This window comes from Sulfuritalea sp., from assembly GCF_017302275.1.
Taxonomy (GTDB): domain Bacteria; phylum Pseudomonadota; class Gammaproteobacteria; order Burkholderiales; family Rhodocyclaceae; genus Sulfuritalea.
The window spans coordinates 91491-115228 of record NZ_JAFLDR010000007.1 but is presented as its reverse complement, the minus strand read 5'-3'; the positions used below and the strand labels follow the sequence as shown (position 1 = coordinate 115228).

Sequence of the window (23738 nt, the reverse complement as noted above, 5' to 3'; positions counted from 1 at the left end):
TCATGGACGCGAAATATACCCGACAGAGCTCCGGATATTCGAGCGCAGCGAACAAATCAGTAGCCTCCCCGTGAGGGGGCGAGGCGGGGTCTCGCACCGCATGCGGTGTGCCGCCGCAGCCGGTTGGCTGTGCAAAGCCAGCCGTGGGCCGCGAAGCGGATGGGAGGGGCGGGCCTTCATTTTGGCTTTTGCCTGTTTCATCTTCCGCGGGCGGTGCTCGGTGCCATGAGCGTTACGAACAACCGCCGTCGCAACCTCCGCAACCGCGCTGCGGCGCGGGATTGTCGCAGCCACCGCGAAAGATGAACTGGAACTCGCCGGGCTGGACCTCGGCGAAGTCGAGCGTGGTGTTCGCCAGCAGGGGCTGGCTGGGGGGCGAGATGAGGATGGTGACGCCGCCGCAGTCGACCACCAGGTCGTTCTCGCGCTGCTCGTCGAATCCCATGCCATAGACCAGTTCGCCATCGCTTTCGTCGAGTTTGGCGGCCACCCGCAACATGGGCTGGGGGTCGGGTTGGTCGGCGGCGGCGCGGACGATTTGCTCGGCGGCGGGCGGGGTCAGGGCGAACATGGGGTGGGTTCCTTGCGGTCGGTGGCGAGGCAACTGCGGACGTGCTGGACGAACTTGGCCGGCCAATCGCAGCCGCTGGTGGCACGCAGGTGCGTGTAGGAGGCGAGCAGGCGGTGCAGCAGGATGCCGTCATGCCTGCCGTCGACGCCGTGGCCGCGCCGCATCGTGTAGGCATAGCGGGTATCGGACGGCAGGCCGGTGATGCTGGAATAGTGGAATTCGTGGGCGTGCAGGGGCGGCGGGTCCTGGCCTGGGGTCGCGGCCTGGTCACGCCAGGGGTGGCTGGCGTTGGCTTCGAGGATCACGTAGCCGCGACCGACGGGCTTGGGGTGCATCTGGATGTCGCCCGGGATCGCGCCGACCATGGCGGCCTGCCTGCCCTTCCATTCGATGCTGCGCGACAGGTACATCAGGCCGCCGCATTCGGCATAGGTCGGCAGCCCGGCTTCGATGGCGCGCCGAATGTCCCGGCGCAGCGGGGCGTTGGCTTCAAGTTGATCGAGGAAGCACTCCGGAAAGCCGCCGCCGATCAACAGGCCGTCGCAGGGCGGCAGCCGGGCATCGGTCAGGGTGTTGAAGAACACGGTTTCGGCACCGGCGGCGGCCAGCGCTTCCAGGTCGTCGGCATAGTAGAAGCCGAAGGCGGCATCGCGCGCGACGGCGATGCGCACCGGTTGTTCGCGACTCGGTGGCGTCGCCGGCGGCGGGACCGGGTCCCATTCGCCGCGGCTGAGGTCGAGCAGGCGGGAAAGATCGACCTGGGCGGCGATGCGTTCGCCGATGGCGGCGATGTGGCGCCCGGCCTCGGCGGTTTCGTTCACCGGCATCAGGCCCAGGTGGCGCTCGACCAGGGCCAGCTCGGCGTCTTCCTGCACCGCGCCGATCACCGGCACGTCGGTGTAGTGCTCGATCACGGCGCGCAGCTTGGCTTCGTGGCGGCGGCCGCCGAGGCGGTTGAGGATCACCCCGGCGATGCGGATGTTGCGGTCGAAGGCCTGGTAGCCGAGGATCAGCGGCGCGATGCCGCGCGTCATGCCGCGTGCGTCGAGCACCAGCACCACCGGCAGGTCGAGCAGGCGCGCCAGCGCGGCGTTGCTGTTCGAGCCCTGCAGGTCCAGGCCGTCGTAGAGCCCCTTGTTGCCTTCGACCAGGCAGACCTCGGCATCGTGGCCGTGGCGGGCGAACTGGGCCTTGAGTTCCTCGTCAGGGGAAAGGAAAAAATCGAGGTTGTAGCAGGGACGTCCGGCGGCGACGGAAAGCCACAGCGGGTCGATGTAGTCCGGCCCTTTCTTGAACGGCTGCACCGAGTGCGGCCGCAGGCCGTGGCGTCCGGAACTCAGCGCGGCGGCGAGGCCGATGCTGACGGTGGTCTTGCCCGAGGACTTGTGGGCGGCCGAAATCAGGAAGCGATGCATGCCGCGCCGGCGCGAACTCAGTCAGTCGCGCGGGTGGCGGCTTCAAGCTCCGCGAGGTCGTCCTGCGGCAGGAAATGCAGGATGCGCACGCCGATGGTGGTCATGGTGAAAGCGATGCCGAGACCGCCGAGGGACAGCAGCAGTTCCGGCAGGCTGGCGCGGTAGTGGTCCACCGCGCCGTCCATGAAACTGCTCTTGACGTCGTAACCCGGGAACATGTCGAGCGGGAAGGCCTGGCCGCCGATGATGAAGACATAGAGGTGGAAGCAGGCGCCGACTACCACCAGCAGGGCGGCGACGTTGACCCAGAGCGCCTTTGACGCGGTGGCTGGATTGAACAGCAGGGCCAGCGGCAGGAGCGTGCCGAGCAGGATCTGGCCGACCCAGAACATGCCGGCGAATTCGCTGTCGAACAGGATGAAGTATTCGAAGGCAATGTTCTTCGCGAAATAGGCATTGACCAGGTGCAGCACGATGGTGAAGTAGAGCACGGCGGCGACGAAGGTGGCGAGCAGGTTCTTCATGCGCTGCAGGACCAGCGGCGGCAGGGTCAGGCCGTTCCAGGCGTACATGGTCGATTGCACCACGAGGAACACGGCCAGCCCCCAGCAGAAGGACATGATGATGAACATTGGCGCCAGCAGCGCGGTGCCGTAGGCCTGGCGCGCGACGAGGAAGGCGAAAATGGAGCCGGTGCCGGTGGTCAGCACGATGCGCCAGATGAACGTTGCGTAGCCGGCGACTTTCATCCAGGGATACATGCGCCGCTCCATCATGGTCCACAGATAGACCGCAACGACGCCGTAGAAAACGGGGTAGAGGATTACGTTCCAGCCGAATACCGAAGTCGGGTTGAAGTGCGTCGCGGCGACGATGATGCGGTCGGCGCGGCCGAGGTCGAGCATGATCACGGCGAGGCCGCCGCTGATCATGGCCAGCGCCAGCAGGCCGGAGAGCGGCGCGCGCGGCTTGTAGAGCTTGCGGCCGAAGACCGAGCCCATCGAGGCGACGTTGAGCACGCCCGAGGCGGCAACGATCAGGAAAATCGCGACGACGTGCGGCAGGCCCCAGACGACCTGGTTGTTCATGCCGGTCACGACATGGCCCGAGTGCTCCATGTAGAGCGCGGCGCCGATGCCGATGGCGGAGACCAGGCCACCGATGGCGGCCAGCAGATAGAAGAGGCCTTCTTCGTGGCGGGGATTGAGAGTCATGATCAAAGCCCTTGGTAACGCACGCCGTGGTTCAGGCGCAGGTCCGCCCGCACCTGGGTGGTCGGCACGCTGGCGATGCGTTTGGCGATGGCGCTCGAAGGATCGTTGAGGTCGCCGAACAGCATCGCGCCCTCGGGGCAGGATTCGACGCAGGCCGGGGTCTGGCCCTTGTCCACGCGATGCACGCAAAGCGTGCAGGATTCGACGCAGCCCTGGCCGCGCGGCACTTCGGGGTTCTGCTCGGTGAGCGGGACATGGACCAGCGAGCGCGCCTTGTAGGGGCAGGCCATCATGCAGTAGCGGCAGCCGATGCAGGTGTGGCGGTCGACCAGCACGATGCCGTCGGCACGCTTCATCGAGGCGCCGGTGGGGCAGACGTCAACGCAGGGCGGGTTGGCGCAGTGCTGGCACATCATCGGCAACTCGGTCTTGCGGCCGTCGCGCCGGTCGACCAGTTCGATCTTGCGGATCCACTGCGAGTTCTGGCGCGGGTCGGGCAGCTTTTCGGTGACGCCATTCTCGGTGTGGCAGGCATCGATGCACTTGGTGCAGCCGGGCGCGCACTTCCCGGCGTCGATCAGCAGGCCCCAGCGCACGGCAGGCGAGGCAGCCGTGCCGGCCTTGCGCGCCTCGGTTGCGGCATTGGCTTCGCCGACGGCCATCAGGTGCAGGCCGGGAGCGATGGCGGCGAAGCCGAGGCCGGCAACGCCGGCGCCGGCAGCGGCGATGAAGGCGCGACGCGGATTGCGGTCTGGGGTTTGCGGGGCCGTCATGGTTTCACTCCTGCGGCCTTGAATTTGGCTTTGGGCTGGTGGCACTCGAAGCAGTCGAGCTTGACCGCGACATAGCTGTGGCAGCTCTCGCAGAAGTTGCGGCCCTTGCCGCCTTCCGCGGTGCCCAGCACCGAGCCGGTGGCCTTGCTGGCATGGCATTCGATGCAGGCATTGAGCGAGGCGGGCTCGCCGCGGATGCCGGCGCGCAAGGTACGGTCGCGCTGGTGCTTGAGCATCTCCATGTGGTTGCGGCGCATTTCTTCGGCCGGTGCCACGCACTTGCCGGGATTCTCGATCGTTACCACCGGCTTGGGCGTGCGTTCGCCCTCGCCGGCAAAAGTCGGCGCCGGCGACACGGCGATCATGGCAAGCACCATGGCGGCGAGAATGCGCATCATCTGATCCCTGATCCCTGATTCCCGATCCCTGTCACTCGCCCAGGCCCATCTGGATGTAGCCCGTCGGACACACGTCGGCGCAAATGTGGCAGCCGATGCATTTGTCGTAGTCGGTGGCGACATAGCGGCCGGTCAGGCTCTCCGTCTTCTTGACCTTGTACACGGCGGTCTGCGGGCAATACACGACGCAGTTGTCGCACTCGAAGCACTGGCCGCAACTCATGCAACGCTTGGCCTCGGCGATTACCGCGGCCTCGGACAGCGCGTCGAGCCGCTCGTCGAAGTTGCCCAGCGCCGAGTCCTTGTTCAGGTGCGTGATGTGGCGCTTGTTGCGCGCCGTATATTGGAAGTGGCCGAGGAACAACTGGTCATGCGGTATCACGTAGCGCTCGGAGCGGTTCTCGTAGTTGTGCACCACTTCCTTGCTCTTGTCGGTGCCGTGAGCGGCGCCCTTGACTTCGCCGAACTGGATGCCCTTCTCGACGTACTTGCGCATCAGGTCGAAGGCATGCACGTCGATCTTGGGCCGGCGCACCATTTCCTGGCCGGCGAGAAACTGGTCGATGCCGTCGGCGGCGATCGCGCCATGGCCCACGGCGGTGGTCAGCAGGTGCGGGCGGATCACGTCGCCGCCGGCAAAGACGCCGGGCTTGCCGGAAACCTGGTAGTTCTTGTCCGCCGCGACCATGCCCTTGCCCGAGTTGAACTCTTCGATGCCGGTGAAATCGACGGCCTGGCCGATGGCGGAAACGATCAGGTCCGCCGGCAGTTCCTTCTCGGTGCCTTCGATCTTCTTGATGTCGAGGCGGCCGGAGACCATCTTGGCTTCGCATTGCATGACGCGCAACGCGGTGGCGCGGCCGTCGGGTCCCTTGACCACGCCGATCGGCATCCAGCCGCCCATGATGGCGATGCCTTCGGCCTGGGCATGCTCGATTTCGGGCTTGCTGGCGGTCATGTAGACCGAGGTCAGCGTCACCTCGGCTCCCTGGCGCAGGGAAATGTCGGCCACGTCCTGGGCCATGTGGCCGGCGATGGCGCCTTCGAAGTCCGTCGGATTGACCTTCTCGATGTGGCCAAGGCGCCGCGCCACGGTGGCGACGTCCATCGATGTGTCGCCGCCGCCGACGACCACCACGCGATGGCCTACGGTCTTCAGGCGGCCGTCGTTGAAGGCCTTGAGGAAGGAGGTCGCGGTCACCACGTTCGGCGCGGCGTGGTCGGCCGGATCGCCGGGCAGCGGCAGGGCACGGCCGGCTTGGGCGCCGAGGCCGAGGAAGATCGCGTCGTAGCTGACACGCAGTTGTTCGAGGGTTACATCGGTGCCGATGCGGGTCTTGAGGTGCACTTCGACCCCGAGGTCGAGGATGCGCTGGATTTCGGCGTCGAGCGTGTCGCGCGGCGTGCGGTAGCCGGGAATGCCGTAGCGCATCATGCCGCCGAGGAATTCGTGCTCGTCGAAGATGGTGCAGCTGTGGCCCTTGAGCGACAGATGGTAGGCGGCCGAGAGGCCGGCGGGGCCGCCGCCGATGATGGCGACTTTCTTGCCGGTCTTCTTTTCCGGCGCCTTGAACTTGAGATTATTGGCGATCGCCCAGTCGCCCAGGTAATGCTCGACCGAGTTGATGCCGACATGGTCCTCGACCTGGTTGCGGTTGCAGCCGGTTTCGCAGGGCGCCGGGCAGACGCGGCCCATCACGGCCGGCAGCGGGTTGGCTTCGGTCAGGCGGCGCCAGGCGTATTCCTGCCAGGTCATGGTCGGCTTGCCATCGGCGCCGACGGGCGGCTTCTCGATTCCGCGCACGATGTTCAGGTAGCCGCGAATGTCCTCGCCCGACGGGCAGGACCCCTGGCAGGGCGGCGTCGACTGGACATAGGTCGGGCACTTGTAGGAGTAGCTGGCCTGGAAAATCTGTTCCTGCCAGCGCTTGAACGTTGTATCGCCTTCCTTGTAGCGGCGGAAATTCAGTTTTTCGGTCGTGGTGTCAGGCGTGGCGGACATAGGGGGTCTCCGTATAAATCTTGTTCGTCATTGTTCGTTGTCAAGCACGATCGCGGTACTGACCAGTTGGTGCACGCCGCCGACCATGCTCATCTTGAAGCCGTAGTAGGGCAGAACCTTGGTGAACTGGGCCTTGCAGATGGCGCAGATGGTGGCCATGAAATTGACGCCGTTGTCCTGCACGATGCGGTTCAGGGCTTCCATGCGCGGCAGGGCGCCCTTGACGCGGAGGTCGAGCAGTTCGTCGGTCAGCAGGCCGCCGCCGCCACCGCAGCAGAAGGTCTTTTCGCGGGTGGTGGCTTCCGACATGTCGACATAGTGGTTGGCGACGGCGCGGATGATGTTGCGCGGGATGTCGAACTGGCCGCCGGCGTAATCGCCCATGCGCGAGCCGCGCGCGACGTTGCAGGAGTCGTGGAAGGTGATGATGCGGTGGTCGTTGGCTTCCTTGTTGAATTTGAGCCGCCCGGCCTGGATCAGGTCCCAGGTGACTTCGCAGATGTGGGAGGGCTGCTTGTAGTTCGGGTCGAGCTGCTTCTGCAGCTGGATCGCAAACGGATCGTCGGCGCCGGCACCGATGCCGGTCAGCGTGTTCCAGAAGGCATAGGCGACGCGCCAGGCGTGGCCGCACTCGCCGACCACGATGCGCTTGACGCCGAGTTCCAGCGCGGCTTCGCGCACGCGCATGGCGATCTTCTTCATCTGCTCGTAGTTGCCGATGAACATGCCGAAGTTGCCGGCCTCCGATGCCTTGGAGGACAGCGTCCAGGAAATGCCGGCGGCGTGGAACACCTTGCCGTAGCCGATCAGGCTGTCGACGTGCGGTTCGGCGAAGAAGTCGGCCGAGGGCGTGACCAGCAGCACTTCGGCGCCCTTCTGGTCGAGGGGATACTTGACGGCGGCGCCGGTGTCTTCGAGCACGTCCTCTTCCAGGCCTTCCAGCGTGTTTTCCAGTGCCGGGCCGGGCAGGCCGAGATTGTTGCCGATCTTGTGTACCTTGCCGATGATCTCGTTCACATACTTGTGACCGAGACCGACGCTGTGCATGATTTCCTTGGCCGCCATCGTCACTTCGGCGGTGTCGATGCCGTAGGGACAGAACACCGAGCAGCGGCGGCACTCGGAACACTGGTTGTAGTAGCGGAACCAGTCGTCGAGCACGTCCTTCGTCATGTCGCGCGCGCCGACCAGCTTGGGGAACAGCTTGCCGGGCAGGGTGTAGTAGCGGCGATACACCGATCGCATCAGGTCCTGGCGCGCCACCGGCATGTTTTTCGGATCGCCGGTGCCGATGAAGTAGTGGCACTTGTCGGTGCAGGCGCCGCAATGCACGCAGGCGTCCATGTACACGCGCAGCGAGCGGTACTTGCCCAGCAGTTCGCCCATCTTGGCGACGGCCTTCTGCTCCCAGCCCTCGACCAGAGTGCCGGGGAAGCCGACCGATTCGTTGTGCACGGCGGCGGCGACGTAGGGATTCGAGTCGGCCATCGAGTCGATCTTGAGCGCCGGGATGTTCGGGTAGTCGCGATAGGCCGGGGCGACGACCTTGGCCTTTTCGGCCGGTTTGGCGGGCGCGGGAGTCGGCGCTGGCGCTACGGCGACGGGTGTGGTTTCGTCGGCCATGATCAGTTTTTCGCCTCGAACTTGGCCGCCCAGGGCGCCAGGTGGCGGGTTTCGCGCGGGTTGTCGACCTGGTTGCGGGTCGGCGAGAAGAACACGCCGGGGGCATGCAGCAGCTTGCTGACCGGGAACACGATCATCAGCAGGACGACCATGCCCAAGTGCAGGTAGAGGCCCGGATGCGCCGGCAGCGGATTGATTTCGAACACCATCAGGCCGAGAAAGAAGGCCTTCACGGCGACGATGTCGGTATGCATGACGAATTTCATCAGCAGGCCGGTGACGGCGATCCCGAGCAACAGGGCCAGCATCAGGTGGTCGGATGGCGTCGAGATGTAGCGGATGCGCTCCACCAGGAAGCGGCGCGCCCAGAGCCCGGCGAGGCCGGCGGCCATGGCGAAGCCGGCATACATGCCGAAGGGTTGGATGAAGGCGATGATGAAGTTAACCGGCTCGGTGAAGTAGCGCAGGTGGCGCAGCAGCACCAGGGCGAGGCCGACGTGGAACAGCCAGCCCAGCGCCCAGATCCACAGGTTGGACTTGAACAGGCTTTCGAAGAACACCACTTCGCGGAACATGCGGAAGGCCACGCCGCCGGTGGTGGTCGGGGCCGGCGTGGTGGGGATCTTCAGCGGCGCCGGCGTGCCCAGGTACTCGTAGATCCTGTACGCGATGCCGCCGACAAGGATCACCGTGGCGGCGTAGAACAGGATTGCGAAGAGAAGATTCATCGGTCAGTGGATGTGCGAAAGTTTGCGGGCATGGGGCCGACGGGGAAAAATCGGCGCCCGAGTCGCAAGGAGGACTCGCACCCGGCGCCTACCCCAATCGATCGCATTGCGTTCGCGGTTTCCTTATACGCAGCCGGTGGGCTTGGGCAGGCCGGCGATCTTGCAAGCCTGCTTGGCGGGGCCGTAGGGGAAGAGGTCGTACAGGTACTGGCTGGTGCCCTTCTCCGGGCCGAGCTTCTTGCCGATGGCCTTGGTCAGCACGCGTACCGCGGGAGCGATCTGGAATTCGTTGTAATAGTCGCGCAGGAAGTTGATGACTTCCCAGTGCTGGTCGGTCATGGCGACGTTCTCGGTTTGCGCGAGGTAATTGCCGACGTCCTCGTTCCATTCGGCGAGGTTGACCAGGTAGCCTTCTTCGTCGGTTTCGTAGGACTTGCCGTTGACTTCGATGCTGGACATGAGTGTCTCCTTGGTGTGTTGCGGGGTAATGGAAAATTGGCGGTTATAGCCAGGACTGGCAGTTCTTGTGCTCTGCAACGAGGTCGACGAAGCCGCCGTAATCCACGGTGGATACGCCTTCCATGAGGCGGTCGCCCATGCCGCGCGCGTCGAGGTCCGGCCCCAGGACGTAGACCTTGAAGCGAGCCAGGGCGTCGCGCAGCTTGCCTTCGGCCTCGTTGCCGCGGGTCGCGGCATACACGGCATCCTCGATCAACAGGATGGCGCCGCCATTGGCCACGCGCAGGCAGGATTCCAGCGTGTTGCGTTCGAGGGACGATTTATTGACGATGTGAAGCATTCTTTATCTCTCCCTTAGAAGCTGAGGACGACGTCCATCTCGTCCATCAGCTTGCCCAGTTCGGCGCGCGACATGACGGTGACGTCGACCAGCAGGTCGTCTTCGGTGAGGCCGCGGGCGGCCAGGGCTTCGGCTTCGACGTAGAGCTTCTCGATGTCGTAACCGTCGAGGGCGCGGTAGGTGGGCGAGAAGTTCTTGTTCTCGATGCCCTTGGTCTGCTGGCCCTTCTTCAACTGGAATACGCCGTCGTCCATGAAGACGAGGCTGACGTCCTGGTCGAAGGCCGCCGTGATCAGCACCACCTCCAGCGATTCGAGCGCGTAGATGGTGCCGTAGGGCGCCTTGCGATTGACGAACATGAACTTCTTGATGGCTCCTTCGCTCATGTCAGTCTCCAAAGGTCACGAGGCGATCGGCTTCGATGCCGGCTTCGACCAACTGGCCGAGACCGGAGATGCGGAAGCCCGGCGCCAGGTTCTCGTCGCGGATGCCGCGGCGCAGGGCGGCGGCGACACAGACCACGAGGTCGAGCTTGTGTTCCTCGGCGAGCTTGGACCAGCGGGCGACGATGTTGCGGTCGTCCTGCGGCGGCTCGGTCAGCGACGAGGCGTTGTTCACGCCGTCGTTGTAGAAGAACACGCGGCGGATCTCGTGGCCCTTCTCCAGGGCGGCCTTGCAGAACAGGTAAGCGGAATCGCTGGCCTGGTGCTGGTAGGGCCCTTCATTGATGGAAACAGCGAATTTCATCGGCGTACTTTCCCGGAAAACGTCAGAAACGGACGTGGTTCGACGAATTGAGGGTGGCCCGCGAACCGCGCCAGTCGTCAATCAGGTACTTGGTGAAGGGCAGTCCGGTCTTTTCGAAGAAGCGCGGCCAGCCGATGCGGTCGATCCAGTCGGCGAGGCGCTCCCAGGGACGGGCGTCGGCCTTGTAGGTGCGCAGGATGTTGCCGACCACGGCATTGACTTCGGGCCAGCGGGGTGCATTGTTGGGCAGTCCGGACGCGACCATCTTCATGAACGTCGGCTTGCCGCGGGCATTGGAATTCTTGCCGCCGACCCAGATCGCCAGCTTGGAATGCTCGGGGTCGTTGATCTGCATGGGCGGGCAGGGGGGATAGCAGGCGCCGCAGCAGATGCACTTCTTCTCGTCGACTTCCAGCGAGGGCTTGCCATTGACCAGCGCCGGACGGATCGCGGCGACCGGGCAACGGGCGACCACGGTGGGGCGCTCGCAGACGTTGGCGACGAGGTCGTGGTTGATGGTGGGCGGCTTGGTGTGCTGCACGATCACGGCGAGGTCGGCCTGGCCACCGCAGTTGATCTCGCAGCAGGAGGTGGAGAGATGCACGCGGTTGGGCATCTGTTCGTTCTTGAACTCGTCGTAGAGCGCGTCCATCATCGACTTGACCACGCCGGAGGCGTCGGTGCCGGGGATGTCGCAGTGCAGCCAGCCCTGGGTGTGCGCGACCATGGAGACGGAATTGCCGGTGCCGCCGACGGGGAAGCCTTCGCCTTCCAGCTTGGCGATCAGCGGATCGACCTTCGCCTGGTCGGCGACGATGTACTCGATGTTGGAGCGGATGGTGAAGCGCACGTGGCCTTCGCCGAACTGCTCGGCGATGTCGCACAGCTTGCGGATGGTGTGGGTATCCATCTGGCGCTGGGTGCCGGCGCGCACCGACCATACCTGGTCGCCGGAATGGGCGACATGGTGCAGCACGCCGGGACGGGGACGATCGTGATACTTCCAGTTGCCGCGGTTCTTCAGCAGCGTCGGGTGCATGTATTTGTCGTTGTCGGGTACGCCGCACTCGACTGCCTTACGCAGAGCTTGAGCTTCAGCCATAGTTGTCTCCGGAAAAGTCGATATATCTAGTAGGGTTTTGAACGCGTCCGGGCTCCCGCCGGGATTACCGGGGGGAGCCTGCGACGGTGCTTAGGCAGCGGCCTTTTTCTTGGCTTCGATCTTCGCCACTTCCTCGTCCCAGCCGTCGGTACGGACATAGGGGTTGGTGCGCGGCGTGTTGATCATGTGCGGATCGACATCGAGGCCGATGCCTTCAAGGAAGTTCACCAGGCCGATGCGCTCGATCATCTCGCCGGTGCGCTCGTGCTCGAGGGCGTTCTCGGCGAAGAAGTCGATGATGGACTGCGCCAGTTCGACCAGCTTCTCGCGGTCTTCCTCGGTGTCGAGCTTGATGAAGGGCACCACCAGCGTGCCCAGCAGGCCGCCGATCTTGAGGTGGCTCTTGCCGCCGACCAGGATCGAGGCGCCCTTGTCCTTGCCCGGAGCCAGGGCGCCGGTCATGACGTTGATGCAGTGCATGCAGCGCACGCAGTCCTTGTTGTCGATTTCCAGGCACTGCTTGCCGTCGAGCGCGACGGCCGAGATGTGGGCGTCCTTGCGCACGGCGCCGGCGTCCTTGATCTGCAGCGCCTTGGTCGGGCAGCGCGAGACGACGTCGTTGATCAGTTCGTTCATGCCATGCTTGGCGAACCACTTCCTGCCCAGGTCGTCATCGGTGCGGATGTTGTCGCGCCAGGTGCCGATCACGGCCATGTCGGAACGCTGGATGGCGTTCATGCAGTCGTTGCCGCAGCCGGAGAACTTGAACTTGAACTTGTAGGGCAGGGCGGGGCGATGGATGTCGTCGAGGAAGCTGTTGATGACGGCCTTGTGCGCCTTGGCTTCGTCGTAGCATGACTGCTCGCAGCGCGCGGCGCCGACGCAGGACATCGAGGTGCGCACGGCCGGGCCGGCGCCGCCGAGGTCGAAGCCCATTTCATTGATCTCGTCCCAGGCCTTCTGCACGTTCTCGGTGGTGCAGCCCTGCATCATGATGTCGCCCGACTGGCCGTGCAGCGCGATCAGGCCGGAACCGTACTTGTCCCAGATGTCGCAAAGCTGGCGCAGCGTGGCGGTGTCGTAATGCATGCCGGGGGGCGGCATGATGCGCAGGGTGTGAAACTCGGCGGCGTCCTTGAACACCGGCTGGCCTGCTTCATCCTTGATCTCGGTGAAGCGGGGGATGACGCCGCCACCATAGCCGCGTACGCCGACCGTGCCGCCCTTCCAGTAGCCCTTGCGGGTCTGGTAGGAGCGCTCGAGGTGACCGAGGACATCGACTACATAATCCTTGTCCTTGGCCAGGCGCTTGAGGCCGGTGACGAAACTGGGCCAGGGCCCGGTTTCCAGTTGATCCAGGTTCGGGGTGGGGTGCATGGGCTTGGCCATTGTCTGTCTCTCCTCGTTGTCGGGGGTATCGCGATAGTGGAATCATAGGGTTGTGTGCGGTGCACAAACCATACTCCCGGCAGGTAATCGTACCTACCCAAAAGGGTTATATGCTTGCACTCCCATCCGGGAATGGTTGCCCGCTGCGTCGAATGCCATAGTCCCGAACCGAGGAAAACCGTGGAAAACATCAAAACACTTACCAAATTTCGGGTGCCGATCGGCAATCAGGCGATCGAACTCCAGGAATTCGTCTTCCAGGGCGGTGGCATGCCGATGCTGCGCACGCGCATTCGCGAGGGCAGCCGCTTCACCATCTTCGACATCGACCCCGTGACCGCCGCGCAGTGGGGCAAGGCACTATCCGACTGGGCAGCGGTCCAGCCGGGCATGGATGGCAAGACCGGAGGCGCGGAGTGAGCGTTTGGCCCGAGGAAGCCTCGCAAAGCATGGTCGACGTGGTCTTCGAACTCGATGCCGGGACACTGGCCGACGACCATGCCGAAGCCCTTGCCGACGCCTTGCGCCGCGCCTTGCCTTGGCTCGCGGATGAGCCGCGAGCCGGCATCCTGCCCTTGTCGGGCCTCGGCCGCGGCGACGGCCGGCATTTCGTCGGTCGCCGCAGCCGCCTGGCGATCCGCCTGCCGCATGGCCGTCGCGCCAGCGCCGACCTTCTCTGCGGCACCACGCTGGACCTTGACGGCGTGCCGCTGGGTATCGGTCGTTGCAGCCTGCGCCCCTTGCTGCCCATCACCGAAGTCGTGTATTCGCATTTCGTCAGCTTTGGCACCGCGGACGAGATCGAATTCCTCGCCGCGTGCCGCGCCGCGCTGGCCGAACAAGGCATCGGCGGCACGCCGGTGACCGGTCGTGCCCGGCACCTGAATACCGGCGCCGGTCCGGTGCATGGCTTCACCCTGATGCTGCACAGCCTCAAGCGGGCAGAATCGGTGGCGATCCAGGAAAGCGGCCTGGGCCTGCATCGCCTGCTTGGCTGCGGCATCTTCATACCGCACAAATCCATCGCCGCCGTCGGCGAATAGACTGATGCTCATGACGCAGGACAGCATCCGCAGAAGATGAAAAGTACAAAAAGCAAATTGAAGGCCCCCCACCCCATCCCCCCTCACGGGGGGCTACTGGTCAGCTCGCTTTGCTCGGCTATCGCCTGTCGCTTCGAGCGAGTTGTTGCACGCCAACCCTAGGAAAACACACCAATGACCGACAACGCCACCGTCACGCTGGATACCAGCGGACTTCCCTGCCCGGCACCGCTGCTCGGCGCCAAGAAACTGGTCGACGACCTGCAGCCGGGTCAGGTCCTGAAGCTGATATCCGACTGCCAGGGCACCGCCGACGACCTTTTCGCCTGGGCCAGATACACCGGCAACCAGGTCCTCGAATCGAAAAAACTGGCCGACGGCAAGACCGCCTACCTGATCCAGCGTGCGGGCAGCGCGGCAGCAACGCCGATTCCCCATGTCACGCTGGACATGCGCGGCGTCTCCTGCCCAGGACCCATTGTCCAGGCGAAAAAGCTGCTGGAAGGCATGAAGGCCGGCGAGGTACTGCAACTGGTCAGCGATTGCCCCGGTTCGGCCGACGACATCGCGTCCTGGGCCAGGGCCGGGGCTGCGGAATTGCTGTTCAGCCACGAAACGGGCAAGGGAATTCACGAGTTCTACTTGCGTCGCAAGTAGAACCGCATCATTCAACAACCCATACCCCGACTCCTTCTCTGAGGGAAGGGGCGACTAGTCAGAGGAGAATCTTTGTGGGATACGTGATCAACGGAGTGGAAAAGGAAACCGACGACGACGGCTACCTGCTGGAACCGGATTTCAGCGAGGAGGCGGTAAATGCCATCGCCGCCGAGCAGGGCGTCGCGATGACCGACGACCATTGGGCCATTGTCAATTTCCTGCGCCGAAAGTACCAGGAAGACGGCCATACGCCCAACCTGCGCAACATGATGAAGATGCTGGAAGAGGAAGAGGTCATCGCCGACGTTTCCAGCGCGCGCATGTTCGAACTGTTTCCCGACGGCGGTGCGGCCAAGCAGGGCGTGAAGGTGGCAGGGTTGACCAAGCCGTTCGGCAAGGGAGGCTATTAGCCCCGCGGAGCGGGGCTAATAGCCTCCCTCAGGGAGCAAAGATGGCCCCCACCCCCCGTTCCACGGCCGGCTTTGCACAGCCGGCAGGCTACGGCGGCGCGGAGCAGTGCTCCGCGAAACCCCGCCTTCGCCCCCTTCCCAGGGCGGGGGGGCTAAGTTAGCTCGCTACGCTCGAACAGGGAAACCGATGGCGCTACGCCTCCGCAACAGCTTCCACTCCGGCCGGCCGCGCGGCGCGGCCGAACACGCCAGCGTGGTCGCCATGCTGGCCTGGAAGCTGACGCAGGAGGCCATCGCGCGCATGCGCCAGGCCGACTACGACATCGAGGTCGGTCGCGGCTGGTTCGACTTCGTCTGCGAGTACCTGGTCTTTCTTGCGCTGGCCGCCGACCGCATCGCCCATGACGACCTCGCGCCGGAACAGCGGACGGAATTCACCGTCGCCCTGGTGCGGCGCCTTGCCGAGATGGTGGAGGAAGCCCGCGAGGCCCTGCTGCCGGACCTGCCGCCGGGCCAAGCCGGTCAGGGCTTTTTCGAAACCTACAACCGGCGCAGCGACGAGTACGCCGATTTCGGTTTCGATGCGGGCGGCCCGGATTTCGGTTTTCGCCGTTGCTTTGCCGCCTGTGTCAAGGAAACCCTGCCCGAGAAGGACAGGCTCTGGGCGGTGGACCAAGTCATGGAAATCGAATCGCCCGAATCCGTCCGCATGCTGCAGAAGACCCTGGCCGGCTTGTTCCACCCCGAGTCCGTGAAAAGTCGGCGCTCGCGGCACGGCGTGACGGGCGACTAGGGTGGGCCATCCCTTCGACCTGGCCGATGCGGCGGCCTATGCCGCCTGGCGTGAACGCAAGCTCGATACGGCGCCGCGCCGCATCGAGGACATCGTCGTCGCGCTCGGTGATCCGCGCGTGCTGACGAGGGACGAGCGCGCCGCGCTGCTGGAACGTTGCGCCACCGCCAACATGGCGATCTACACCAGCACTACCGCCGGCAATGCCGACAAGGAAATCCCGCGCCGGCTGGGCCGGCAGCTCGGGCTGGTCCATCTCGACAGCCACTGGCTGACCGACGACGACGCGATTTCGCCGATTTCGGTGCGCGGCGCCGAGGAACGCGGCGAGCGCAAGGAATTCATTCCCTATACCGACAAGCCGATCAAATGGCACACCGACGGCTACTACAACCTCCCCGAGCGCACCGTGCGCGGCATGGTCCTGCATTGCGTGGAAAGCGCCGCCAGCGGCGGCGAGAATCAGCTGCTCGACCACGAGATCGCCTACATCCTGCTGCGCGACGAGAACCCGGACTTCATCCGCGCCCTGTCGCAGGACGATGCCATGACCATCCCGCCGCGCATGGATGACACTGGTGTCGCCCGCGCCGCGCAGCCGGGGCCGGTGTTCTCGGTTGACGCCCAGGGCTTCCTGCACATGCGCTACACGGCGCGCAGCATCAGCATCGAATGGCGCGCCGACGCGGCGACGCAGGCTGCCGTCGCGGCGCTCGCCAAACTGCTGGCGACACCCACGCCGTGGACCCTGCACGGACGCCTGGAACCCGGCATGGGCCTGGCCTGCAACAATGTGCTGCACGACCGCTCCGGCTTCACCGAGACGCCGCAAAAGCGCCGCCTGCTTTACCGTGCGCGCTACCATGAGCGGGTGGCGTCCCTGCCGCCACGGACCACCTCGCCTGCCGCCTGATCCGCTGGCGTTTGCCGCCGGCAGTGCCCGGCGACACGCCGGGTTTGCGTTTTCCGGCTACCATGGTTCGTGCCCTGCGGGTCGTGACCGGCCGAGTTTGCCTTGCGCTTGGCGAAGTCCCGAAAGTCGGCGCTGGCGATACGGTGGCGGGGTCTTGGATCAGTGCGGAGGCGGCATGGAACGCAGGCGATTTCTGGATTGTTGCGCCGTGGCCGGAATGGCTGCGACATTCGGCAAGCAGTGCTTCGGGATGTCGCCAGAGGAGGCTGCCGCCGCTCCCGACGACAGCGTAGCGGGGCTGCTGATAGCCGATCCGCATGCGCATCCCTACCAGTTGCACGGCGCCCGATCCTTCGATCGCACCACGCCGACAATCGAGACCTTGCAGCGCCTGAACATGGCATTGAGTTCGTTTTCCGCGGTCGGGGACATGACCTTCATGCGCGGGCGGACCGGGATGCCCTTTGGAGATACGCGGAACCAGCTGGAGGTTCTGCGGCGTCTGGAAAGCGAAGGACGGGTCGCCGTGGTGCGCAAGGCGTCCGATCTTCCGCGACAAGGCGTTCAACGGCGCATGCCATGCGCCCTGATGGCCGTCGAAGGCGGAGATGCGCTGGAAGGTCGCCTCGAAAACCTCGACGTTTTTTACGCGCACGGTGTGCGCCTCATGACGCTGTTGCACGAGCGCGACAACGAGCTCGGTTTCAATCAGCGTTCCGGCGCGGACGGTGCGTTGACGCCGTTCGGGTTGGCGGTCGTGGAACGCATGAACAAGCTCGGAATGTTGATTGACGTCGCGCACGCCGGGACGGCTACGCTGAAGGGCATCGTCTCGGCAAGTGACACGCCCCTCATCGATTCGCACACCAGTCCGGTCCTGCCCGGAGAGGATGGCGCGGTTTCCCGCCGCTTGAGGACCTGGCAGGAGATGGAAATGATCGTCAGGACCGGAGGGCTGATTTGCACCTGGCCGCTGGCCTACGCCGGCAAGCAGTCCAGGCGGACCACGCTGCGGCACTGGGCCGAGGAAATCGTGCTGATGAAGGCGCGTTTCGGGATCGAACATTGCGGACTCGGGACCGACGGCGGTGGTGGATTGCCGCGGGTGGTCGATGGATGGGAGTCGATCGCTTCGCTGCCGGCGCTGATTGCGGCGATACGCGAGGCAGGCTTGCGGCAGGAAGACATCGCAGCATTCGTCGGTGGGAATTTTTTGCGGATATTCGCGAAGTGTCTCGCCTGAAACTACCTGGCCGTGGCAGGAAGATCCTGCGACCGGTCGAAATGGTTGAAACTTGAATTGACAAGTATTAAATGATACAATATCATTTGACGATATATTAAAAAATGTATCACTAAATCCCCGATTGACCCAGCGGAAAAAAGGAAGCGGACCATGTACACCCAAGCCATGGACACCCTGCGCGAGGAGGGCGGCGACAAACCGGCCTTGCGCACGGCCGAGGAAGCGCAATTGCAGCAACGCTTCGACAATCGCATCGATGCCGGCGAGTTCATCGAAGCCAAGGACTGGATGCCCGAGAACTACCGCAAGACCCTGCTGCGCCAGATCAGCCAGCACGCCCATTCCGAGATCGTCGGCATGCTGCCCGAGGGCAACTGGATCACCCGCGCGCCGACGCTCAAGCGCAAGGCCATTCTGCTGGCCAAGGTGCAGGACGAGGGAGGACACGGCCTCTATCTTTACGCCGCGGCCGAGACCCTGGGCACCAGCCGCGACCAGATGCTCGATGCCCTGCATTCGGGCAAGGCCAAGTACAGCTCGATCTTCAACTACCCGACGCTGACCTGGGCCGACGTCGGCGCCATCGGCTGGCTGGTCGACGGCGCGGCGATCATGAACCAGGTGCCGATCTGCCGCTGCTCTTTTGCGCCGTATGCCCGCGCCATGGTGCGCATCTGCCGCGAGGAAAGTTTTCACCAGCGCCAGGGCTATGACAGCCTGCTGGTGATGATGAAAGAGGGCACCGAGGCGCAGCGCGCGATGGTGCAGGAGGCGGTGAATCGCTGGTGGTGGCCCTGTCTCATGATGTTCGGCCCACCCGACGACCAGAGCCCGAATTCGGTGCAGGGCATGCGCTGGGGCATCAAGCGCGTCAGCAACGACACGCTGCGGCAGAAGTTCGTCGATGCCGCCATGCAGCAGGCCGAGGTATTGGGCGTCACATTCCCCGACCCGGACCTGCGCTGGAACGAGGCAACCGGGCACTGGGACTACGGCGCCATCGACTGGTCCGAGTTCTGGCGCGTGGTCGGCGGCGAAGGCCCCTGCAATCGCGAACGACTGGCGGCGCGGGTCAGGGCCTGGGAGGAAGGCGAGTGGGTGCGCGAGGCGGCGCTGGCCCATGCGCGGAAATTCGATTTGAAGGAGGCAGCATGAGCACAGAAAACGAATGGCCGCTGTGGGAGGTTTTCGTCCGTACCAAGGCAGGCCTCGACCACAAGCACTGCGGCAGCCTGCACGCCGCCGATCCGAAGATGGCGCTGCAGATGGCGCGCGACGTCTATACGCGGCGCCAGGAAGGCAGCAGCGTCTGGGTGGTGCGCTCCGACCAGATCGTCGCCAGCGATCCGTCCGACAAGGACATGCTGTTCGATCCCGCCGAGGACAAGGTCTATCGCCATCCCACTTTCTACAAGCTGCCGGATTCGGTAGACCACATGTGAGGCGCTGCCGATGATTTCCTCGATCAAGATTCCTGCCGCGCCGGAACTGAGCTATCTGCTGCGCCTGGCCGACACCTGCTTGATTTCCGGGCAGCGCCTGGGCGAGTGGTGCGGCCACGGGCCCATCCTCGAAGAGGACATCGCCTTGTCCAACATGGCGCTTGACCTGATCGGCCAGTCGCGCGCCCTGCTGACGTTGGCCGGGCAGCGCAGTGGCGAGAGTTTCGACGAAGACCAGCTCGCCTTCCTGCGCGACGAGATCGACTACCGCAATCCGACGCTGGCCGAGCTGCCGCGCGGCGATTTCGCCTTCACGATTCTGCGCAACCTGGTGTTGTCCACCTGGCTCAAGCTGATGTGGGAGCGGCTGCGCGATTCGAGCGACGCCGAGCTGGCCGCCATCGCCGGCAAGGCGCTAAAGGAAGCGCGCTACCACCAGCAGCATGCCGCCGACTGGGCGGTGCGCCTGGGCGATGGCACCGACGAATCACATCGTCGCTGCGAAGCCGCCCTGGCCCAGGTCTGGCTCTACATCCCGGAGCTGTTCGAGGACGATGCGGTGGATGCGGCCGCGACGGCCGCCGGCCTTGGCCCGGCCTGGTCGCAACTGCAGGAGCCCTGGCTGGCAGAGATCGGCGAAGTCCTCGGCGAGGCCAAACTCGCCGTGCCGCCAGCGCCGACTTTCCGCAGCAGCGGCAAGCGCGGCCTGCACAGCGAGCACATGGGCTACCTGCTGGCCGAGATGCAGTATTTGCAGCGCGCCTACCCCGGAGGCGCGTGGTGACGGTCGCCTCCGCTTCCCGTGCCGACAGCGCCTGGGCGGCGCTGAACGAGGTGCTCGACCCCGAGGTGCCGGCACTGTCGGTGGTCGACCTTGGCCTGGTGCGCGAAGTCATCGAACATGAAGACGGCCTGGAGATCGTGCTGACGCCGACCTACAGCGGTTGCCCGGCCACCGAGGTCATCGAACAGAGCGTGCTCGATGCCATCGCCGCCGCCGGCCTCGGCCCGGCGCGCGTGAGCATGCGCCGGGCGCCCGCCTGGAGCAGCGACTGGATCAGCGCCGAGGGCCGTCGCAAGCTGCTCGACTACGGCATCGCGCCGCCCGGCCCGGTGGCCGCCGACGGCGCCGTGCCCATCCGCATCGTCGGCCGCCGCGCTGCCGCCGTGCCCTGTCCACGTTGCGGCAGCGCGCGCACCGAACGTCTTTCCGCCTTCGGTTCCACGGCCTGCAAATCCCTGCACCGCTGCCTTGACTGCCGCGAGCCCTTCGAACATTTCAAGCCGATATGAGCACTCTTTTTCACGACCTGCGGGTCAAATCCATCGAACCCGACACCGCCGAGGCCAGCATCCTGAGTTTCGACGTGCCACCCGGGCTGCGCGAGACCTTCGGCTTCACCCAGGGCCAGTACCTGACGCTGCGCGCCAACATCGACGGCCAGGACCTGCGCCGCTCGTATTCGATCTGCGCCGGTGTCGATGATGGCGAACTGCGCGTCGGCGTGCGCCGGGTCAAGGGCGGCGCCTTTTCCAACTGGATCAACGAGCGCGTGCGCCCCGGCGATACGATCAGCGTCATGGCGCCGCAGGGGCGCTTCTTCGTCCCCATCGAGCCGGCGGCGAAGCGCCACCACCTCGGCATCGCCGGCGGCAGCGGCATCACGCCGATACTCTCGATCATGAAGACGGTGCTGGCGCGCGAACCGATGAGCCGCTTCACCCTGATCTATGGCAACCGCATGCTGCGCTCGACCATGTTCAAGGAAGAACTCGAAGACCTGAAGAACCGCTACATGTCGCGGCTGTCGCTGCAGCACGTGTTTTCCGACGAGCCGACCGATTCGCCGCTCAACATGGGCATCATGAACCGCGACAAGATCGGCGAGTTCCTTGCCGCCGTGGTGCCGGCGCCGACTCTTGACCATGTCTATGTCTGCGGTCCCTTCCAGATGAACGACGAGGCCGAAGCCGCGCTGCTGGCGGCCGGTGTGCCGGAAGCGGCGATCCATATCGAACGCTTCGGCGTCGCGCTGCCGGCCGGCGCGCCGGTCGGTGCGGTGGTGCACGAGGCCCAGCCGGGCGACGCCGAACAGGCGAAGGTGGTCATCATCCGCGACGGCATGCGGCGCGAGATCGACTTCCGCAAGGACCAGCCCAGCATCCTCGACGCGGCGTCCGCCGCCGGAATGGAAGTGCCGTTCTCCTGCACCTCGGGCGTCTGCGGCACCTGCCGCTGCAAGGTGATCGAGGGCGAAGTGCGCATGGAACGTAATTTCGCGCTGGACAAGGCCGAGGTCGCCAACGGCTTCGTCCTGGCCTGTCAGGCCCATCCCCTGACCGAGCGCGTGGTGCTTTCCTTCGACGAACGCTGACGCGGCTTGCGGCAGGCCGCGGCCTGCGGGTCCGGATGGTCGCTTACAATTGCGCATGAATCCCGCCCCTGCGGTTCCCGCCGCCCCGTCCTTCGCTTCCTTGCCGCTGGCCCCTGCAACGCTCGCCAACCTCGAACAACTCGGCTACCGGCAGATGACGCCGATCCAGGCGGCCAGCCTGCCGCCGGCGCTGGCCGGCAAGGACTTGATCGCCCAGGCCAAGACCGGCAGCGGCAAGACGGCGGCCTTTGCGCTGACGCTGCTGACCCGGCTCAATCCGCGCCGCTTCGCGGTGCAGGCTCTGGTGCTGTGCCCGACACGCGAACTGGCCGACCAGGTGAGCCAGGAAATCCGCCGCCTGGCGCGCGGTGCCGAGAACATCAAGGTTCTCACCCTGTGCGGCGGGAGCCAGATGCGGCCACAGATCTCCAGCCTGGAACACGGCGCCCATGTCGTGGTCGGCACGCCGGGGCGCATCATGGACCACCTGCAGCGCGAAAGCCTGGACCTCGCCGCGCTCGACACGCTGGTGCTGGACGAGGCCGACCGCATGCTGGACATGGGTTTCTACGACGACATCGCCTTTGTCACCAAGGCCTGTCCCAAGGAACGCCAGACCCTGCTGTTTTCCGCGACCTATCCCGAAGGCATCGCCAGCCTGAGTCGCGCCTTCCTGCGCGATCCGCTGCAGATCACGCTCGCCGAGCAGCACGAGGCAGGCAAGATCCGCCAACGCTTCTATGAAGTCGAGCCCGAACAGCGCCTCGCGGCAGTCGGCGTGTTGCTGCGGCACTACCGGCCGGTCAGCACCCTGGCCTTCTGCAACACGCGCCAGCAGTGTCGCGACCTGCTGCAGGTCCTGCGTGCCGAAGGCTTCGTCGCGCTGGCCCTGCATGGCGAGATGGAACAGCGCGAGCGCGACCAGGTGCTGATCCAGTTCGCCAATCGCAGCTGCTCGGTGCTGGTCGCGACCGACGTCGCGGCGCGCGGCCTGGACATCGACCAACTTGAAGCGGTGATCAACGTCGATGTCACGCCGGACAGCGAAGTGCATGTGCATCGCATCGGCCGCACCGGGCGCGTCGACCAGGAAGGCTGGGCCTTCAGCCTGGTCAGTGGCAACCAGATGGCGCGCGTGCGCAACATCGTGACGACGCTGGGCCAGGAGGTCGAATGGCATGCCATGAGCGAATTGCAGGAGGCGTCGAACGCGCGCCTGCTGCCACCCATGGTCACGCTGCTGATCCTCGGCGGGCGCAAGGAAAAGCTCCGCCCCGGCGACGTGCTGGGGGCGCTGACCGGCGAGGCCGGGTTTGCCAAGGAACAGATCGGCAAGATCAAGGTCACCGACACGACCACCTACGTGGCGGTCGCGCGCAACATCGGGCAGGACGCCCTGCGCAGGCTCTCGGCCGGTACCGTCAAGGGCAAGAAGGTGAAGGTGCATCTGCTGTCCGACCGCGGCGGCTGAACGCCGTGTCACCAGCGCCGACTTCTGGAATTCCGCCGCCCATGAACGCGATGTCGGTTGCCAGCGACGCCGGGATCATTGCCGTGACCCGCAAGTGGCTGGAGCGGGCCGTGATCGGCCTCAACCTGTGCCCCTTCGCCAAGAGCGTGCACGTCAAGGAACTGGTGCGCTTCGTGGTCAGCCCGGCGCAGACCACGGACGAACTGCTCGATGCGCTGGAAAGCGAGTTGAAGTTCCTGGTCGATGTGGCGCCCGACGAGGTCGACATGACCCTGCTCATGACGCCGTCAGCCCTCACCGATTTCGACGACTTCATCGATTTCCTCGACCTGGTCGAAGTCGTGCTGCGCAGCCACGGCCTGGTCGGCATCCTGCAGGTGGCCAGCTTCCATCCCGACTACGTGTTCGCCGATGCCGACGCGGACGACATCGCCAACCACACCAACCGCGCGCCCTATCCGACCCTGCACCTGATCCGCGAAGCCAGCCTGGCGCGCGCCACGGCGGCGTTTCCGGACGCGTCCGGGATCTACCTGCGCAACATCGAAACCATGCGTGCGCTGGGTCTTGAGGGCTGGCAGGCGCTGGGTGTCGGTCCCGCGGCCAAGCCGAAGGCCTGAACCG

The 23738-nt window shown here is 65.1% G+C and carries 28 protein-coding genes; 14 read left to right on the top strand and 14 right to left on the bottom strand.

Translation table 11 applies throughout. The annotated features are described in order from the left end of the window. Positions 1 to 232: 232 nt before the first annotated feature. From J0M27_RS05830 to dsrA, 14 genes are all read right to left on the bottom strand, one after another. Entirely contained in the window at positions 233 to 571 is a 339-nt protein-coding gene (locus J0M27_RS05830) for an iron-sulfur cluster assembly accessory protein (RefSeq protein WP_294988412.1), read from the bottom strand. Continuing rightward, complete coding sequence (locus J0M27_RS05825; protein ID WP_294988409.1) at positions 559 to 1986, bottom strand: cobyrinate a,c-diamide synthase; 1428 nt, start codon at positions 1984 to 1986, stop codon at positions 559 to 561. The genes J0M27_RS05830 and J0M27_RS05825 overlap by 13 nt, the downstream gene beginning before the upstream one ends. Before the next feature lie 17 nt (positions 1987 to 2003). Then, complete coding sequence (gene nrfD, locus J0M27_RS05820) at positions 2004 to 3200, bottom strand: NrfD/PsrC family molybdoenzyme membrane anchor subunit (protein WP_294988406.1); 1197 nt, start codon at positions 3198 to 3200, stop codon at positions 2004 to 2006. Between the two features lie 2 nt (positions 3201 to 3202). Continuing rightward, entirely contained in the window at positions 3203 to 3973 is a 771-nt protein-coding gene (dsrO, locus tag J0M27_RS05815; protein ID WP_294988403.1) for a sulfate reduction electron transfer complex DsrMKJOP subunit DsrO, read from the bottom strand. After that, complete coding sequence (locus J0M27_RS05810) at positions 3970 to 4368, bottom strand: hypothetical protein (protein WP_294988400.1); 399 nt, start codon at positions 4366 to 4368, stop codon at positions 3970 to 3972. Before J0M27_RS05810 ends, dsrO begins: the two co-directional genes overlap by 4 nt. A gap of 34 nt (positions 4369 to 4402) precedes the next feature. Continuing rightward, positions 4403 to 6373, bottom strand: a complete 1971-nt coding sequence (locus J0M27_RS05805) for an NAD(P)-binding protein (protein ID WP_294988397.1) — start codon at positions 6371 to 6373, stop codon at positions 4403 to 4405. Positions 6374 to 6400: 27 nt separating this feature from the next. Next, complete coding sequence (gene dsrK, locus J0M27_RS05800) at positions 6401 to 7996, bottom strand: sulfate reduction electron transfer complex DsrMKJOP subunit DsrK (RefSeq protein ID WP_294988394.1); 1596 nt, start codon at positions 7994 to 7996, stop codon at positions 6401 to 6403. A 2-nt stretch (positions 7997 to 7998) separates the two neighbouring features. After that, entirely contained in the window at positions 7999 to 8724 is a 726-nt protein-coding gene (locus tag J0M27_RS05795; protein ID WP_294988391.1) for a respiratory nitrate reductase subunit gamma, read from the bottom strand. Between the two features lie 123 nt (positions 8725 to 8847). Continuing rightward, entirely contained in the window at positions 8848 to 9183 is a 336-nt protein-coding gene (locus J0M27_RS05790) for a TusE/DsrC/DsvC family sulfur relay protein (RefSeq protein ID WP_294988388.1), read from the bottom strand. A gap of 43 nt (positions 9184 to 9226) precedes the next feature. Continuing rightward, positions 9227 to 9523 carry a sulfurtransferase complex subunit TusB gene (tusB, locus tag J0M27_RS05785; protein ID WP_294988385.1) on the bottom strand — a complete coding sequence of 99 codons (297 nt, stop codon included), beginning with the start codon at positions 9521 to 9523 and terminating at the stop codon, positions 9227 to 9229. A gap of 14 nt (positions 9524 to 9537) precedes the next feature. After that, positions 9538 to 9909, bottom strand: a complete 372-nt coding sequence (tusC, locus tag J0M27_RS05780) for a sulfurtransferase complex subunit TusC (RefSeq protein ID WP_294988382.1) — start codon at positions 9907 to 9909, stop codon at positions 9538 to 9540. A 1-nt stretch (position 9910) separates the two neighbouring features. Further along, on the bottom strand, positions 9911 to 10270 hold the full coding sequence (gene tusD, locus J0M27_RS05775; protein WP_294988380.1) for a sulfurtransferase complex subunit TusD: 360 nt from the start codon (positions 10268 to 10270) through the stop codon (positions 9911 to 9913). Between the two features lie 22 nt (positions 10271 to 10292). Next, entirely contained in the window at positions 10293 to 11372 is a 1080-nt protein-coding gene (dsrB, locus tag J0M27_RS05770) for a dissimilatory-type sulfite reductase subunit beta (protein ID WP_294988378.1), read from the bottom strand. A gap of 90 nt (positions 11373 to 11462) precedes the next feature. After that, positions 11463 to 12761: a dissimilatory-type sulfite reductase subunit alpha gene (gene dsrA / locus J0M27_RS05765; protein WP_294988376.1), complete on the bottom strand. Its 1299-nt coding sequence runs from the start codon at positions 12759 to 12761 to the stop codon at positions 11463 to 11465. Between the two features lie 180 nt (positions 12762 to 12941). On the opposite strand from dsrA, the gene J0M27_RS05760 reads away from it, so the two are divergent. The 14 genes from J0M27_RS05760 to J0M27_RS05695 all read left to right on the top strand — a co-directional run bounded on the left by J0M27_RS05760 (position 12942) and on the right by J0M27_RS05695 (position 23734). Beyond that, positions 12942 to 13181, top strand: a complete 240-nt coding sequence (locus J0M27_RS05760) for a hypothetical protein (RefSeq protein WP_294988374.1) — start codon at positions 12942 to 12944, stop codon at positions 13179 to 13181. Further along, positions 13178 to 13804: a type I-MYXAN CRISPR-associated protein Cas6/Cmx6 gene (gene cas6 / locus J0M27_RS05755; RefSeq protein ID WP_294988372.1), complete on the top strand. Its 627-nt coding sequence runs from the start codon at positions 13178 to 13180 to the stop codon at positions 13802 to 13804. The genes J0M27_RS05760 and cas6 overlap by 4 nt, the downstream gene beginning before the upstream one ends. A 174-nt stretch (positions 13805 to 13978) precedes the next feature. Continuing rightward, a complete protein-coding gene (locus J0M27_RS05750) occupies positions 13979 to 14461 on the top strand; it encodes a sulfurtransferase TusA family protein (RefSeq protein WP_294988370.1) in 483 nt (160 codons plus the stop codon). A 74-nt stretch (positions 14462 to 14535) separates the two neighbouring features. Beyond that, positions 14536 to 14874, top strand: coding sequence for a TusE/DsrC/DsvC family sulfur relay protein (locus tag J0M27_RS05745; protein ID WP_294988368.1), 339 nt, complete (start codon positions 14536 to 14538; stop codon positions 14872 to 14874). Between the two features lie 187 nt (positions 14875 to 15061). Further along, complete coding sequence (locus J0M27_RS05740; protein ID WP_294988366.1) at positions 15062 to 15667, top strand: hypothetical protein; 606 nt, start codon at positions 15062 to 15064, stop codon at positions 15665 to 15667. Between the two features lies 1 nt (position 15668). Beyond that, positions 15669 to 16580 carry a TauD/TfdA family dioxygenase gene (locus tag J0M27_RS05735; RefSeq protein ID WP_294988364.1) on the top strand — a complete coding sequence of 304 codons (912 nt, stop codon included), beginning with the start codon at positions 15669 to 15671 and terminating at the stop codon, positions 16578 to 16580. Positions 16581 to 16797: 217 nt separating this feature from the next. Next, positions 16798 to 17823: a membrane dipeptidase gene (locus J0M27_RS05730; protein ID WP_294988362.1), complete on the top strand. Its 1026-nt coding sequence runs from the start codon at positions 16798 to 16800 to the stop codon at positions 17821 to 17823. A 153-nt stretch (positions 17824 to 17976) separates the two neighbouring features. After that, positions 17977 to 18981, top strand: a complete 1005-nt coding sequence (paaA, locus tag J0M27_RS05725; RefSeq protein WP_294988359.1) for a 1,2-phenylacetyl-CoA epoxidase subunit PaaA — start codon at positions 17977 to 17979, stop codon at positions 18979 to 18981. Continuing rightward, a complete protein-coding gene (gene paaB, locus J0M27_RS05720) occupies positions 18978 to 19268 on the top strand; it encodes a 1,2-phenylacetyl-CoA epoxidase subunit PaaB (RefSeq protein WP_294988357.1) in 291 nt (96 codons plus the stop codon). The genes paaA and paaB overlap by 4 nt, the downstream gene beginning before the upstream one ends. A gap of 10 nt (positions 19269 to 19278) precedes the next feature. Continuing rightward, positions 19279 to 20052 carry a 1,2-phenylacetyl-CoA epoxidase subunit PaaC gene (gene paaC / locus J0M27_RS05715; RefSeq protein WP_294988355.1) on the top strand — a complete coding sequence of 258 codons (774 nt, stop codon included), beginning with the start codon at positions 19279 to 19281 and terminating at the stop codon, positions 20050 to 20052. After that, positions 20049 to 20561 (top strand): 1,2-phenylacetyl-CoA epoxidase subunit PaaD, encoded by a 513-nt coding sequence (gene paaD / locus J0M27_RS05710; protein WP_294988352.1) that lies wholly within the window; start codon positions 20049 to 20051, stop codon positions 20559 to 20561. Before paaC ends, paaD begins: the two co-directional genes overlap by 4 nt. Next, the gene (paaE, locus tag J0M27_RS05705; RefSeq protein WP_294988349.1) at positions 20558 to 21643 is read left to right on the top strand and encodes a 1,2-phenylacetyl-CoA epoxidase subunit PaaE; all 1086 of its coding nucleotides are present in this window, start codon (positions 20558 to 20560) and stop codon (positions 21641 to 21643) included. Before paaD ends, paaE begins: the two co-directional genes overlap by 4 nt. Positions 21644 to 21698: 55 nt before the next feature. Continuing rightward, a complete protein-coding gene (gene dbpA, locus J0M27_RS05700; protein ID WP_294988346.1) occupies positions 21699 to 23114 on the top strand; it encodes an ATP-dependent RNA helicase DbpA in 1416 nt (471 codons plus the stop codon). A 41-nt stretch (positions 23115 to 23155) separates the two neighbouring features. Next, the gene (locus tag J0M27_RS05695) at positions 23156 to 23734 is read left to right on the top strand and encodes a DUF1415 domain-containing protein (RefSeq protein ID WP_365962236.1); all 579 of its coding nucleotides are present in this window, start codon (positions 23156 to 23158) and stop codon (positions 23732 to 23734) included. The last annotated feature ends 4 nt before the right edge of the window (positions 23735 to 23738 follow it).